The sequence below is a fragment of the Cupriavidus sp. U2 genome, assembly GCF_009663685.2.
In the GTDB taxonomy this organism is placed as follows: domain Bacteria; phylum Pseudomonadota; class Gammaproteobacteria; order Burkholderiales; family Burkholderiaceae; genus Cupriavidus; species Cupriavidus necator_C.
Map to the genome: position 1 here is coordinate 25,573 of NZ_RCOG02000025.1, position 14,248 is coordinate 39,820.

The 14,248-nt window shown below is 58.0% G+C and carries 14 protein-coding genes; 11 read left to right on the plus strand and 3 right to left on the minus strand.

The genetic code is table 11. From position 1 onward, the window contains the following. Positions 1 to 18: 18 nt before the first annotated feature. Positions 19 to 822 carry an IS5 family transposase gene (locus D9X30_RS18355; protein ID WP_153950120.1) on the minus strand — a complete coding sequence of 268 codons (804 nt, stop codon included), beginning with the start codon at positions 820 to 822 and terminating at the stop codon, positions 19 to 21. Positions 823 to 1,076: 254 nt separating this feature from the next. Here D9X30_RS18355 and D9X30_RS18360 point away from each other — a divergent pair, with 254 nt between their 5' ends. Further along, a complete protein-coding gene (locus D9X30_RS18360; RefSeq protein WP_092603510.1) occupies positions 1,077 to 2,045 on the plus strand; it encodes a Bug family tripartite tricarboxylate transporter substrate binding protein in 969 nt (322 codons plus the stop codon). Positions 2,046 to 2,185: 140 nt separating this feature from the next. Continuing rightward, positions 2,186 to 3,067 carry an alpha/beta fold hydrolase gene (locus tag D9X30_RS18365; protein ID WP_153950121.1) on the plus strand — a complete coding sequence of 294 codons (882 nt, stop codon included), beginning with the start codon at positions 2,186 to 2,188 and terminating at the stop codon, positions 3,065 to 3,067. Here the strand turns inward: D9X30_RS18365 and D9X30_RS18370 are convergent. Next, the gene (locus tag D9X30_RS18370; RefSeq protein ID WP_029051633.1) at positions 3,060 to 3,947 is read right to left on the minus strand and encodes a LysR family transcriptional regulator; all 888 of its coding nucleotides are present in this window, start codon (positions 3,945 to 3,947) and stop codon (positions 3,060 to 3,062) included. The genes D9X30_RS18365 and D9X30_RS18370 overlap by 8 nt on opposite strands. A 213-nt stretch (positions 3,948 to 4,160) precedes the next feature. Between D9X30_RS18370 and D9X30_RS18375 the strand changes: the two genes are divergently transcribed. Further along, complete coding sequence (locus D9X30_RS18375) at positions 4,161 to 5,150, plus strand: Bug family tripartite tricarboxylate transporter substrate binding protein (protein WP_092603512.1); 990 nt, start codon at positions 4,161 to 4,163, stop codon at positions 5,148 to 5,150. Positions 5,151 to 5,157: 7 nt separating this feature from the next. After that, positions 5,158 to 6,549 (plus strand): MmgE/PrpD family protein, encoded by a 1,392-nt coding sequence (locus D9X30_RS18380; RefSeq protein WP_153950122.1) that lies wholly within the window; start codon positions 5,158 to 5,160, stop codon positions 6,547 to 6,549. Here the strand turns inward: D9X30_RS18380 and D9X30_RS18385 are convergent. Continuing rightward, on the minus strand, positions 6,546 to 7,445 hold the full coding sequence (locus D9X30_RS18385) for a LysR family transcriptional regulator (RefSeq protein WP_049815945.1): 900 nt from the start codon (positions 7,443 to 7,445) through the stop codon (positions 6,546 to 6,548). The two genes, D9X30_RS18380 and D9X30_RS18385, sit on opposite strands and share 4 nt — an antisense overlap. A 234-nt stretch (positions 7,446 to 7,679) precedes the next feature. On the opposite strand from D9X30_RS18385, the gene D9X30_RS18390 reads away from it, so the two are divergent. The 7 genes from D9X30_RS18390 to D9X30_RS18420 all read left to right on the plus strand — a co-directional run bounded on the left by D9X30_RS18390 (position 7,680) and on the right by D9X30_RS18420 (position 14,220). After that, positions 7,680 to 8,234 (plus strand): carboxymuconolactone decarboxylase family protein, encoded by a 555-nt coding sequence (locus D9X30_RS18390; RefSeq protein ID WP_029051430.1) that lies wholly within the window; start codon positions 7,680 to 7,682, stop codon positions 8,232 to 8,234. A 57-nt stretch (positions 8,235 to 8,291) separates the two neighbouring features. Beyond that, positions 8,292 to 9,092, plus strand: a complete 801-nt coding sequence (locus D9X30_RS18395) for an SDR family NAD(P)-dependent oxidoreductase (RefSeq protein WP_029051429.1) — start codon at positions 8,292 to 8,294, stop codon at positions 9,090 to 9,092. Positions 9,093 to 9,136: 44 nt separating this feature from the next. Continuing rightward, a complete protein-coding gene (locus tag D9X30_RS18400) occupies positions 9,137 to 10,132 on the plus strand; it encodes a Bug family tripartite tricarboxylate transporter substrate binding protein (protein WP_029051428.1) in 996 nt (331 codons plus the stop codon). Beyond that, entirely contained in the window at positions 10,133 to 10,969 is an 837-nt protein-coding gene (locus D9X30_RS18405) for an amidohydrolase family protein (RefSeq protein ID WP_092603516.1), read from the plus strand. A 22-nt stretch (positions 10,970 to 10,991) separates the two neighbouring features. Further along, the gene (locus D9X30_RS18410; RefSeq protein ID WP_029051426.1) at positions 10,992 to 11,945 is read left to right on the plus strand and encodes an SMP-30/gluconolactonase/LRE family protein; all 954 of its coding nucleotides are present in this window, start codon (positions 10,992 to 10,994) and stop codon (positions 11,943 to 11,945) included. 106 nt (positions 11,946 to 12,051) lie between these two features. Continuing rightward, positions 12,052 to 12,945, plus strand: a complete 894-nt coding sequence (locus tag D9X30_RS18415; RefSeq protein ID WP_228771117.1) for a Bug family tripartite tricarboxylate transporter substrate binding protein — start codon at positions 12,052 to 12,054, stop codon at positions 12,943 to 12,945. A 282-nt stretch (positions 12,946 to 13,227) separates the two neighbouring features. After that, positions 13,228 to 14,220 (plus strand): tripartite tricarboxylate transporter substrate binding protein, encoded by a 993-nt coding sequence (locus tag D9X30_RS18420; RefSeq protein WP_029051424.1) that lies wholly within the window; start codon positions 13,228 to 13,230, stop codon positions 14,218 to 14,220. The last annotated feature ends 28 nt before the right edge of the window (positions 14,221 to 14,248 follow it).

Genomic DNA, 14,248 nt, shown 5'->3' on the forward strand with positions numbered 1-14,248 from the left:
GCTTGTGGCTTAGACCGGCTAACAAAACTCCTCAACGAATCGTGAGCAGATGATGGCGCAAGCGAGTTTGAGCAGGCCGAGATGGATATCGAGGCGACGTTCGAAGCGAATGCGCAGCTTGCCGAAGCCTGCGAGCCAAGCATGCGTGCGCTCCACAACCCAGCGATGCTTGCCAAGACGGTCATTCGTCTCGATGCCGCGGCGGGCGATGCGAGGGATGATGCCTCGCTTGTGCAGATGGCGACGGCAGCGTGCGAAGTCGTACCCCTTGTCGGCGTGGAGCTTCTCGGGGCGGCTCCGAGGTCGGCCAGACAGACCAGGCACCGCGGGTATTGCATCGACCAAGTCTTCGAACACAATGGAGTCGTGCCGGTTCGCCCCCGTCACCGCCATCGCCAACGGGACACCGCGTCGGTCTACGACGAGATGTCGTTTGCTGCCAAGTTTGCCGCGATCCGTGGGGTTAGGGCCAGTCTGCTGGCCCCCCGGGGGGCTGGCCACCGCTGAGCCATCGATGCTCGCCCGAGTCCAATCGATCTGGTCATGCTCACGCAAGCGTGTCAGCAGGGCCAGGTGCAGGCGCTCCCATATGCCGCTGGCCTGCCAGTCGCGGAGGCGACGCCAGCAGGTCATGCCGCTACCGAAGCCCAGTTCCTGCGGCAAGTCCTCCCATGGGATGCCGGTCTGCAATACGAACAGGATGCCGTTCAGCGCTGCCCGGTCGTCCACTCTGGGGCGGCCACCTTTGGGAGAGGGTTCCACCATCGGCAGCAGCGGCTGCAATGCCTTCCACAACTCGTTATTGATCTTCTTTCGTGCCATGACACATGGCAACGCTCAACCGCCATGTGGCGATGACATGGTTTTGTTAGCCGGTCTTAGTCAGGAAGAGGCAAACAGCGATGGCGGTTCGCCTTCTTTTTTGGGGTGCTCGGGACTAAGTTGGGCAACCACGACGCCACGGTGAATTAGCAAAGTGGAATCATAGTGTTTCCCCAACGGTATTGGTCTTTGCGATCTCTTTCCGGCATCATCCACGCGAAACACTTCACAATAACCACTCAGGAGACTGCCTCATGGCCCGTTGCCGCGGCCTTGTCGCGACCATTCTCGCGACTCTTGCCCTTGCTCCAACTTCTCTGCTTGCAGCAGGGTATCCGACTAAGCCAATTCGGATGATTGTCACTTATGTGCCGGGCGGGGGTGCCGACATCGTGGGACGGTACGTCGCCGACAAGCTGTCACGGGCAATGGGCCAGCCGGTCATCGTTGAGAATCGGCCTGGCGCAGGCGGGCAGATTGGCGTTAACGCCGGTCTTGCGGCTCAGCCTGACGGTTACACAGTGACGCTTATCTCGTCGAGCTACACGGTAAATCCTAGCCTCTACAAGCTGAAGTTTGATCCGGTTCGTGACATTACGCCAATTTCGCAAGTCTCGGCCGGGCCACTGATTCTTGTGTCGAACCCCGACCTACCGGCGCATAGCGTGGCGGAGGTGCTGGCGCTGTCCAAGACTAAGCCTGGTGGTTTGACGTTTGCCTCGTCGGGTTCGGGGAGCGTAATCCACCTAGCGGGTGAGCGCTTTGGAGCAGATGGAAAGGTGCCGCTTCGACACGTACCATACAAGGGCGGCGGCGCAGCGCTTAACGACGTCCTCGCAAAGCAAGTCGACATCTACTTTGCAGCAAGCGCCAGCGCGCTACCCCTCATCAAATCTGGACAGTTGCGAGCCTATGCTGTGACATCTAAACAGCGGCTGAAGGCGCTCCCTGAGGTCCCGACGGTCGCGGAAAGCGGGCTGCCGAACTACGACGTAACGCTCTGGTACGGTCTGATCGGACCGAAAGGCATGCCGGCGGACGTGGTGAAACGATTGAATACAGAGGTGAACCGTATTCTCGCCATGCCTGAGACGGCGACGAAGTTCTCCACGGATGGTGCAGCGCCCGCAGGAGGTACGCCGCAGCAATTCGGCGAGTTGATTTCTCGGGAAGTCACGACTTGGACCGGGATCGTCACGAAGCTTGGTGTGAAGCCGGACTAACGACACAAGAAGGGCGCAGCAACGTGCCCGCTATAACTCTCAGTCAGAATCCATATTGGATATTGCGTTGCCCTCTCGGTACAGTTTTGTGGAGTGTCTTTTTCTGCGATGTCTGATCGCCCACCACTGAAGAGGTAAGTATGCAAGTTGACTGTCAGAAGGCGTCGCACGACGCGCTGCCGGCGTCGGTGCAGCGTTACGATGTTCGTCGCGACGACGAGGTCTCTATCGAGGTATATGCCACGGGGAAGGGTCCCGTAGTCGTGCTGTTGCCATCGCTTGGTCGTGGTGCGATGGACATGCTCGAACTTGCTGAGCCGTTGGTGGGTGCCGGTTATCGTGTGCTCTGTCCTGAACCTAGGGGGAACGGTCGGAGCACTGGTCCCCTCGAAAACAAGACGCTGCACGATTGGGCTGCCGATATCGCCGCCGTGATCGAACACTCCGGTCAGGTACCGGTGGTCATCGTCGGACACGCCCACGGAAACTGGATTGCTCGGACAACTGCCAGCGACTATCCGCACTTAGTCAGTTCACTTGTGCTGCTAGCAGGCTCTGCCGGCAAGGTGCCTCGCGGGGTCGATGCGGTACCTATTCCTGCGGAGATTCGTGCAAAGATCGAACAATGCGGAAATCTGGGCCTTCCTGATGACGTCCGTCTCGAAAGCCTGAAAGCAGTGTTCTTCGCGCCGGGTAACGATCCAACCAGTTGGTTGTCAGGCTGGAACACTGAACTGATGGCGATGCAGACCTTCGCTCAGAAACGGACGCCTGTAGACGACTTCTTCGCTGGCGGTGGCAAGCCAATCTTTAACGTCCAGGCGGAGTATGACGTCATTGCGCCTCAGCGGTACGCGAATGTCCTCAGCGAGTATTTGGGCGAACAGGTCACGAATCATACAATTCGTAATGCTGCCCATGCACTGTTGCCAGAGCGTCTGGACGAAGTGGCCGAGGCAATTGTTGGATACCTCAAGGGGCGTTACGCTGCGGCCGAAAGCCCTGCGACCCCCGTCAGCTAATTATTGGCTCCCTCATAACGGTGGCAAGGACCTTGCGCACGAGTTCCCCTGGTCCTTGCTCGCGCCATATGGCATAGAGCTGAATATGCCCGGCAGTTTCTTCAATTTCACGAAAGACGACTCCGGGCATTCCTGCGCGAGCGTACGAGCGAGGTACGAGAGCAACCCCTAACCCGAGTCTGACCATCTGAAAGGTTGTCAGAGGATTACGCGCTGTATGCGCGATAGTCGGACTGAAGCCTGCATCCAGACACGATGCAATCATGGCGTCAAAAAGAGCCGGCGCATGGTCGCGGGAAAAAGCAACCAAAGGCATACCCTCTAAATCTCGGATCGTGAGGTCCGACTTCGTCGTGAACTCATGTCCCTCTGGCACGACGATCGAAAAGTGCTCAGTGAAAATAGGGGCCTTTTCGAGACCTGCTCGCGTAGGAACTGAGTGGACGACGCCGATATCAAGCTTTCCCTGCATGACGGCGTGCACCTGGTCAGCTGAGCCTATGTCGGTTACCGCGATATGCAGACCCGGAAAGCTTTCGCCCATACGTTTAAGGATCGTCGGTAACACGTGATAGATACCGGAGGTGACCATCCCGATCTGAAGGGTACCTATGTCACCCGCTGCGGTACGGCGTGCCGTGGATACTGCAACCCGCACTTGCTCGAGAACTGAGCGGCAGTCGGATTGAAAGGCGCGCCCTGCGTCGGTGAGCCTGACTTCCCTTCGGTTGCGGGTGAAGAGTTCTACGCCAATCTCGTCTTCCAGCGCCTTGATTTGCTGAGACAGAGGAGGTTGAGACATATGCAGTCGCACCGCAGCTTTGCTGAAGTTCAGTTCGTCAGCAACAGTGACGAAGTAGAGCAATTGGCGCAGTTCCATCCGACTTCCCTTGTGTTTCCCAGCGTAAGGATAGCTCGAAGTGCATTCTTTGGATGCTAGGGAAGACGTGAGGCCTGTCTGATTCGTCAGCCCTATAACTCATGGAGGCAATCAGTATTGGACGCTTGGCGGGGCGATTCTTAAAGTGGGCTGCATGCGCGGTCGGTGCTCACGACCGGCCAGCAGCATAAGAACACTTAGGAGGAGACTTCCATGGCGGTATTTGGATTTAGCACGCGACGTGTCGTCACCGGCCTTGCTGGTGCCCTGTCGATGGCAATCGGCCTGTCCTCGCATGCGGCGGGGGACTACCCGAATCGGCCCATCAAGATGGTGATTCCCTACACCCCCGGCGGATCCATCGATACGGTTGGCCGGCTGGTCGCGGCGCAACTGCAGCGTCAGATGGGGCAACCCATTATTGTGGAGAACCGCCCAGGCGCGTCAGGGATGATCGGATCGGAAGCGGTTGCCAAGGCTCAGTCGGATGGCTATACGCTTCTCTTCAACGCCTCTAGCCAAGTCTATCTACCTCTGGTTGCAAAGAACGCACCGTATGACGCGATCAAGGACTATACCGCGATTGGTCAAATTGGCCACGTACCGCTGCTGGTGGTCGCGAATCCGAATGTTCCTGCAAACTCTCTGCGCGAACTTGTACAGCTCGCGAAGGCGAAGCCGAAAGCCTACACCTGGGCAACATCCGGGCTAGGCACTACCAGTCATCTTACTGAAGAGATGATTCGCCACTCGTTCAAGCTCGAAATGGAAATTGTGTCCTACAAGGGAGCAGTTCCCCAGCTCAATGACGTAATGGGGGGCCATGTGACAGCTGCCGTATCCCCAATGCCTGGTGTGTATCCATTCGTGAAGGGGGGACGGTTGAAGGTTCTCGCGGTCACCAGCAGCAAGCGGATTCCTCAACTTCCCAATGTCCCGACGGTAGCGGAGAGTGGGCTGCCAGGTTTTGAATTGCTGTCGTGGTACGGCATCTGGGGCCCGGCGAACCTGCCGGCGGACATCACGCAACGTCTTTCGCGAGAAATCAACAAAGCAGTTCAAGATCCCGCAGTGAAGGCTCGGTTCTCCGATATGTCGTTCGAACCGGTGCAATCGACCCCAGAGCAGTTCAAGGCTTTGATTAACTCCGACCTTACCAAAGTATCCGCCATCGTCAAGGCGGCCAACATTCAGATTGATTGAAGTAGGAATGACTGCCTATCTCGACCGGCCTGATGTTGCCATTACAACATCGCTTGCGTCATGGATTTCTAGCGTAACGAATGCCGACCTGCCGGCGGAGGTAAGAGAGGCCGTCGGCTTGCTGTCTCTCGACACTTTTGGGGCTGGACTTACTGGCCATGACCAACCGTGGTCAAAAGCCATCGCAGGTTGGGCTGCCGACGGCAGTCAGGTTCCGCGTGTCAACGGAGCGCGCGCGTGGGGCAGTTCGACGCCGCTATATCGCGCAGCCGATGCCGCTCTTGTGAATGGCGCAGCGGCTCACGCGTACGAGCTGGACGATTTTCACAACGCAAAGGTCCATCTCGGCGCTGTTGTGTTGCCGGCAGTCTTCGCTTTGGCAGAACTGCACGATGTAGAACCCGAGCGGGTGGAAACCGCAATCGCCGTGGGCTACGAGACGATGATCCGCTGCTCCCTCGCTTTGCAGCCTGCGCTTGCCCGCATGAAGGGGTGGCACATGACTGCCGTGTGCGCACCTCTGGGTGCTGCGGCGGCTTCGGCGGTCATGCTCGGCCTCGACGCTCTACGGACCTCTTGGGCACTCGGCCTCGCCGGTACCCAATCAGGTGGCCTCTTCGCATTCGCATGCGATGGTTCCGACTCGAAGCGCTTCCATCCGGGTCGCGGGGCTCATGCTGGCGTGATGTCTGCCGAGCTGGCGGCGCGCGGACTCACGGGGCCAGGAAAGCTGTTCGAGACCGAAGATGGCGGCTGGTTGAAGGCGTTTTCGGATGATCCTAGACCGGGCGAAATCCTCGAGGGCTTGGGCCGGGAGTGGCGTATGCCGCGGACAAATTTCAAGCCGTATGCCTGCTGTGGCAGTGCGCACTCGCACGTGGACTGCGCCCTTCAGCTGAGGGAAAAGTGGTCTCGCCATGGGAGTATCAGGGTCGGTATGCCTACTGTCGTGGACGTGCAGTGCGGTTACAGCTATGAGCCGGGAAGCGTGCTGAACGCCCAGATGAGCGGACGCTACAGCTTAGCCGTGGCCCTTATCGATGGACAGGTCCTCCCTCCCCAGTTTGACGACAAGCGGCTGTCTGACCCGGAGGTTGTCGCACTTGCCAACGCAATGGAGATCGTCCGCGATCCCCAGCTCGATGCGCTGTATCCGGCGAGCTTCTGCGGATGGGTGGAGCTTGAGTCTCGGGATGGTAGGCGCGTACGGGCGAACCGAACTAATCCGTCAGGCTCAGCGGAGAATCCTGAGCGCCCGGCGGCCATTTTTGCGAAGTTCAGGGCATTGACAGAGTCTGCCTTGTCACCGGCGCAAGGAGACGAGTTGATCGCTGCTTTTGGAAAGCTGAGCACGACGCCCGTCAAGGATATCCTTAGCTTGGCCGTTCCCCGAAACTAGGTAGCTGAACTGTCCAGGTCCCGAACTCCGAGTGCCTTCAAAGCCCGCAGCAGTACCGGCGATTGGTTCGTGGGGTTCCAAATTGCAGAGTACTCCGCCACGGCTGAGACATCGTTTAGCTCTCTCAGTGCTACGCCGGGCAAGGAAGCTTTAGCAAGCGTCGCAGGGACAAGAGCGAACCCTCGTCCCAAGCCTACTAGGCTGACCACGGAAAGCAGGTGCTTGGCATAGTGGCGGATGTGGGGGCTGAATCCAGCTTGCACGCACGTGGCGGTAACGAGGTCGAAGTACGCGGGTGCACTGTCTCGCGGAATTGTGACGAAAGGGACATCTGCTAGCTGGAAAAGGTCGATCTTCCTACGCTTTGCCGCAGGGTGGTCGTCCGGTAACGCGGCAACCAGACGCTCCTTGTGAACGACGTGGGCGCGCAACTCAGCAGGTGGTGTCCCTATTTGGGCGAATCCAAGATCAATCCGGTCGCGTTGCAAGGCGTCTACTTGCTCCGCTGTGCTGATTTCCTCCCAGGTCAGGTCAATCTCACCGATGTCTTTCTCGAACTTCCTGACAATGTTCTCGATGTTCATGTAGAGGACAGCCGCTACAAAACCAATGCGAAGGTAGCCGATGTCGCCGTGTTCTGCCTTCTTGACCGCCTCTACCGTTGCATCAAGCTGGTTCAGCATGCGGCGTGCTTCGCGCACCAGCGCCGAGCCTGCGGGTGTCAGCTTGACAGTACGTCGGTTGCGGTCGAAAAGTTGCACGCCTAAATCTTCCTCCAACTGCTGGATATGCTTTGTCAGCGGTGGTTGGGATATCGAGAGCCTTTGCGCGGCGCGGCCGAAATGGAGTTCCTCGGCGAGCACTAGAAAAAGGCGGAGAGTCCTGAGTTCGAGCATTTGGAGGAGGTGCTGCATCGCAGCACGAGGGTGTCGATTGGTCTAACTTATTCTAATCGGGAATTAGTCTCTTCCGAAATTTGTATTGGACGCTATCGATCGGTCCACCCAAAATATAGCCATCAAACCAAAAATGAAACGGAGACAAGCCTTACCTGGCGGCACATCGATACTCATCGATGGCGGCGCCCGGTGCGGTGTTCCGGTTCATTCTCACTTCGGAACACAAGCACCATGGAACGTCTCCAGCCACTCAAGCCTGAAGAACTGTCGCCGGAACAGCGAGAGGTGTACGACGCTATCGCATCCGGTCCACGTGGCCAAGTACGTGGCCCGCTGGCCATGTGGCTGCACCGCGCAGGTCTTGCCAGCCGCGCCCAAGCACTTGGCCAGTACTGCCGTTATGACTCGGCCCTGCCGCCGCGACTGTCCGAGCTTGCCATTCTTGTAATGGCCCGGACTTGGATGGCTGAGTTCGAGTGGTGGGCCCACAAGCCTATCGCGCTGAAGGCTGGCGTGCCGTCCGACGTGGTCGAAGCGATTCGCGTTGGAAAGACGCCGGAGTTTTCGCTCGCCGATGAAGCAGTCGTCTACGACTTCATTACTGAGCTCCACGCTACGCGCAATGTCTCGGATGCGCTCTACCAGCGCGCACTTGATGTCCTTGGCAAGGATATGGTCGTAGACCTGGTGGGCGTCGCTGGGTACTACACGCTGATCTCCATGACCATCAACGTGTTTGGCGTCGTGCCTCCCGACGGGAGCGCGCCGGAGCTCCAGAAAGCCTAACGGCTCGGAGATCCCCAATTAACTTCGTTTGCGAATCAACAGATAGAGGTATTCAGAATGGCTGGTCGTCTGGAAGGAAAAGTCGTCATCGTCACCGGTGCAGGTTGTGTTGGTCCGGGTTGGGGTAATGGTCGTGCTGTGGCAGTGCGTTTCGCTGAAGAAGGCGCGAAGGTCTTCGCGGTGGACAAGAACCAAGATCCGATGGTGGAAACCTTGGACCGCCTGGCAGCCGTTGGTGGAGAGTTTGCATCGCATCTCTGCGATGTGACTGACTCTGCAGCCGTCGCAGCCATGGTTGAGGCCTGTGTTGAGCGATTTGGTCGCGTGGACATCCTGGTCAACAACGTTGGAGGGTCCGCGAAGGGTGGCCCAGTTCAACTGAGTGAAGAAGACTGGGATCGTCAACTTAACTTCAACCTGAAGAGCGTCTTCCTGACGTGCAAGCACGTGCTGCCGCACATGGAAAAGCAGGGCAGCGGCGCCATCGTGAATACCGCGTCGACGTCGGGTATCCGCTGGACTGGGGCTGCTCAAGTGGGTTACGCATCGGCCAAGGCCGCCATCATCCAGTTCTCTCGCGTGGTCGCAGTCGAATATGCAAAGAAGAACGTTCGCGTGAACACGGTTGTTCCTGGTCAGATGCACACGCCGATGGTTGAGGCGCGTCTTGCGGGCCAGCGAGCCGGCGGCGACGTCGATTCGCTGCTGGCGCAACGTCAGGCTCGAATTCCCCTTGGCTTTATGGGCGATGGTCGCGACACAGCAAACGCGGCGCTCTTCCTGGCCTCGGACGAAGCTCGGTTCGTTACCGGCACTGAGATCGTTGTCGACGGTGGTATGAGCGTTCGCTGCGACTAGCCCCGAATCCCACATTACAGAGCAAGAGAAGTCTAGGAGTCGCAATGAAGTCAAGTTTTCGCGTGACGCGTCGTCGGTCGCTCGGCCTGGTGGCTGCTGCTGTACTGGGGGTCGTAGCATGGCCCGCCGTAGCCGCTGGGGCTTATCCGGACAAACCGATCCGGCTGGTGGTGGCGTTCTCGGCTGGAGGTCCCACTGATATCATCGCTCGCGTCATTGCGAAAGACATGAGTTCTCGGCTGGGGCAGCAAATTATCGTCGATAACCGTCCAGGCGCGGGTGGCAACATTGCGGCGGAATTTGTAGCAAAGTCGCCGGCCGACGGGTATACGCTGCTCTATAACAGCTCCTCGATCGCGATCTCTCCTGCGCTGTTCAACCTTCCGAAGCTGAATCCGGACCAGATTTTCGCGCCGGTCGGTTACGCAGCGAATGTGCCGCTCGTCCTCATCGTGAACTCGGCGTCCCCGGTTAAGACACCGGCGGACTTTATCAAATTGCTGAAGGACAAGCCAGGTCAGCTGAATTTTGGATCGTCAGGTAACGGCACCATTGATCACCTCACGAGTGCGGTGTTCGCCGACAAGACGAAGACGAAGTTCAACCACGTGCCGTACAAGGGCAACGCGGCGGCACTGCCCGACCTTCTGGCTGGCCGTATTGATTTCATGATGTCGGGAAGCTTGAACGCAGTCCTGCCATTCATCAAAGATGGAAAGCTCCGCGCAATTGCAGCCACGACGTCGAAGAGAGTGTCGGTTTTGCCTGATGTTCCAACCTTGGCGGAAACCGTAATCCCTGGATTTGACTCGGGGACATGGCAAGGCATCGTAGCGCCGGCAGGCGCTCCGACGCCGGTCGTCGAGCGACTGAATCGCGAACTGAACCAGACTCTCAAGTCGCCGGAAGTCGTGAAGGCTCTGCAAGCACAAGGTGCGGATCCCACCGGCGGTACGCCTGCGCAGTATCACGAGCTCATCCACAAGGAATACGTCCGTTGGACGAAGGTTGTCAAAGAGACTGGCGCTACGGCGAACTAAATGATTGAAGGCAGGGAAAGTATGTCGGTTTCCACTCCGGTGTGGGATTGCCACACCCATATCTATGGCCCGTATGACCGGTATCCGCTCCCGAAGGAAGCGCTCTACGTTCCCGAGGCAGCACCATTCGATGCCCTGCGAGCCGTACACAAATCGATAGGCATCACCCACGGTGTCATTGTCCAGGCAGCGAACTATGGGTCGAATCATTGCGCGTTGCTGACAGCTCTGGATGCTAGCAAAGGGACGTATCGAGGTATCGCCGTCATTTCGCCTGACATCTCGGATGAGAAGCTCGCGATGATGGCGACTCGCGGCGTCAAGGGGATTCGGATTGGTTTGATGAGCCATCTGGGCAACTCGTTTGATGCGGGAAAGGTGCGAGCGCTTGTTGAGCGCATCCGACCGTATGGTTGGCACGCACTGATCCACGGAGAGCCCAAGAACGTTATTGCGGCCGTGGATGCCGCTGGCCACTACGGCGTCAAGCTCGTCATAGACCACATGGCTCGCCTCGCCGTTGACGCGCCAGACCTGGCTGCCTGCCTTGATGACGTCTGCACGCTGCTTCGCCAGGAGAACGTATGGATTAAGGTTTCCGGAGTTGACCGTATTACTAAGGGTCGGCTGGACGCGGCGGAGGCAAAAACGGTGTTGCAGCGCCTCCTCGAAGCGGCGCCGAAGCGCGCAATTTGGGGAACGGACTGGCCCCACCCGAACCTGACCTACCCTGTGCCTAAGGACGATGCGCTGCTCTCTTGGTTTGGTTCCGCTGTCGGTGATGAAGCAATGCTGAGAGCCGTTCTATCTGAGAACCCCAGCAGCTTGTATCAATAACAATCCCAGAGAGGAGACCATCATGCAGGACGCATCCTTGTCGGTTGAGCCCATTCGCTACCCGGACGCACGCATTCAGGCACTTAGCCATCGGTTCGAAAAGTACCACTTGCCTCTGGCGGCAATTGACCGCATCGCTACCGGTGGGCGATGGAATGAAGGTCCGGTGTGGTTCGGCGATGCACGCTGTCTGCTTTGGAGCGACGTGCCGAACAACCGGATTCTGCGCTGGGACGAGGAAACGGGCAACACAACTATCTTTCGTAAGCCGTCTAACAACGCCAACGGGAATACTCGCGACAGGCAGGGGCGCCTGATTACGTGCGAACACGGCGGTCGACGAGTCACTCGGACTGAATACGATGGCTCCATCACAGTTCTGGCGGACCAGTACGACGGGAAACCGCTGAACTCCCCCAACGATGTGGTTGTGAAGTCGGATGGATCAATCTGGTTCACGGATCCGCCGTTTGGCATCCTTGGGTTCTACCAGGGCGAGAAAGCCGTAGCCGAGCTTCCCGAGCGAATCTATCGCATTGATCTGCATACCGGAGCGCTGAGCGTGGTTGCAGACGATGTAAGCGGTCCGAATGGCTTGGCTTTCTCTCCGGACGAGAAGCTCCTGTACGTCATCGAGTCCCGCACCCGTCCACGTCGGATTCGTGCCTTTAACGTATCCGGCGACGGTGAAAGCCTGACGGACAGCAAGGTGTTGATTGATGCTGGCCCCGGCACCCCTGACGGCTTCAGGGTAGATGTGGACGGAAACCTTTGGTGCGGTTGGGGAATGGGTACTCCTGAGCTTGACGGAGTACGGATCTTCGCTCCGGACGGTGAGGCTATTGGTCACATTAGCCTTCCTGAACGATGCGCTAATCTGTGTTTCGGTGGTCGCCACCGTAACCGACTTTTTATGGCATCGTGCACGTCAATCTACGCCCTGTACGTAAACACGCAAGGCGCAATCGGCGGCTGACAGGCACCGATACAAGAGTTTCTATAGAGGGGACAGTAATATGAGAAGGACATTCCTGCGGGTGGCTTTGGCCTCCGCAATGGCAGCGCTTTGCTCGCAATCTGCAATGGCGACGGATATCGCCCGGATGGTGGTCGCGTTTCCGGCGGGTGGACCTGCTGACGCACTCGCACGGTCCATTGCAAAGCAACTCGAGGTGGAGCTCAAGCGAACGGTCATTATTGACAACCGCCCGGGTGCAAATGGCGCTATCGCAGTCAGCGCGGTAACGAAGGGGCCCGCTGACGGTTCGGTCTTTTTTCTGACCAGCGCCGGCGCAATCGTTATCAATCCGGCGTTGTATAAGAACCTGTCCTATAAGCCTGAGAAGGACTTGGTTCCCGTCTCTCTTGTGACGACCACGCCGCAGGTCATCGTTGCTCCCATGAATTCCAAGTTTGCGACGGCAAAAGACATTGTTGCTTTGAGTCGCTCGGGCAAGCCGGTTTCGCTCGCTTCGTCCGGGATCGGTAGCATGCCACATATGGCTATCGAACTCTTCAAGGCGTCGACGGGCGCGGACTTCCTGCACGTTGCCTATAAGGGTGCAGCGCCGGCAATCACCGACACCATTGGCGGGCAAGTTGATGCTTTTTTCGGCGATGCCTCTGGTCTACTAACGTTCATCACCGGGAAGAAGCTTAAGCCCATCGCCGTCACGACCAGTGCGAGGCTACCTTATCTTCCCAACGTACCAACGCTTGAAGAGAGTGGTATCAAAGGGGTCATCGCTGAGAACTGGTACGGCGTGATGGCACCAGCTGGAACCTCACAGAAGGTTGTCCAGGAACTTAATTCTGCTATTCGCAAGACGCTCGCGAACAAGGAAGTGCAGGCTAGTCTCACGACCATGGGTATGACTCCGGCACCTTCGTCTCCTTCGGAATTTGCTACCCGGATCCGTTCGGATGGTGAGAAGTGGTCGCGCCTCATCACGGAACGGGGCGTGAAGCCGGAGTAATACGCAGCTGAATTGTATGACCCCCTGTCCGACTTCGTACAGTCTCCAGGAATTGAGGCAGGGTTAGCCCGACGGAGTGCCAACCACCGGGCTTTTTTGTTTTGCCTGCGTGCGTTGTTCGACGACGGCTTCCATTGTTGTTCGAAGTAAATTCCACTGCATGGAATTTTGGGGATGTCCGATCGCAAGCTTGTCGCTAACCTGTATCTATCAAAGAAGCGCACTGAGATAGAAGACGTATCTCATCTCGGGCGGACAAGCATTCGTCAACAGGAGACAAGTATGAACATCATCCGTGCGACATTCGTACGAAGCATCGCTGTCGCTTTGATTCCGCTGGCAGCGGCTCTGGCGCCATCCGCAGTGTCTGCTGCTTATCCCGATAAGCCGATTCGCCTAGTCGTTCCGTTTGCTCCTGGCGGTGGTACGGACTTGGTTGCACGTGCCATGGGAATCACGATGGGCGAGGATCTGGGCCAGCCCGTTATCGTGGATAACAAGCCTGGCGGTAGCACCATCATCGGTACGGATGCGGTCGCCAAGGCCGCGCCCGATGGCTACACGATGGTGATGGCAACTCTGGCGCACGCGGTCAACCCGAGCCTTCACAAGAAGCTGCCCTTCGATACGGAAAAGGCTTTTGCGCCGGTGATGCTCGTCGGTCGCTCACCGAACGTGCTGGTAGTTCGCCCGGACAGTCCGATTAAGTCCGTTCAAGATCTCATTGCGGCTGCCAAAGCGAAGCCGGGAAGAATCAGCTACGCCTCGCAAGGCGCGGGCACATCGGCCCACTTGGCCGGTGAGCTCTTCAAGAAGCTGGCCAAGGTAGACATGAATCATATCCCATATCGTGGGGCGGGCCCGGCAATTACTGACCTGCTTGGTGGGCAGGTCGATGTGATGTTTGCAACCGCGGCGGCGGTAGGGCCGCACCTTGAGAGCGGGAAGCTCCGCGCGATTGCAGTGACCACGGCTCAACGATCACAGGCGGGCGGTCTGAGCAAGGTTCCGACCATCGCCGAAAGCGGTGTTCCAGGATACGCCGCCGACAGCTGGTATGGCCTTTTCGTGCCGGCAGGCACGCCGAAGGATGTCATCGCACGCCTGAATGCTGCAGCCAAGAAGGCAGTTCAAACGGAAGCTTTTCGCAAACGTGCTGAACAGGAAGGTCTCACTGTAAGCGCTGGATCACCTGAGGATTTTGGGCGGTATGTCGCCGGTGAGAGCCAGCGCTGGAGCAAGATCATCAAGGAATCAAACATCACGGCTGACTGACCGCGTTGCCGTCACGAAAACTGGATTG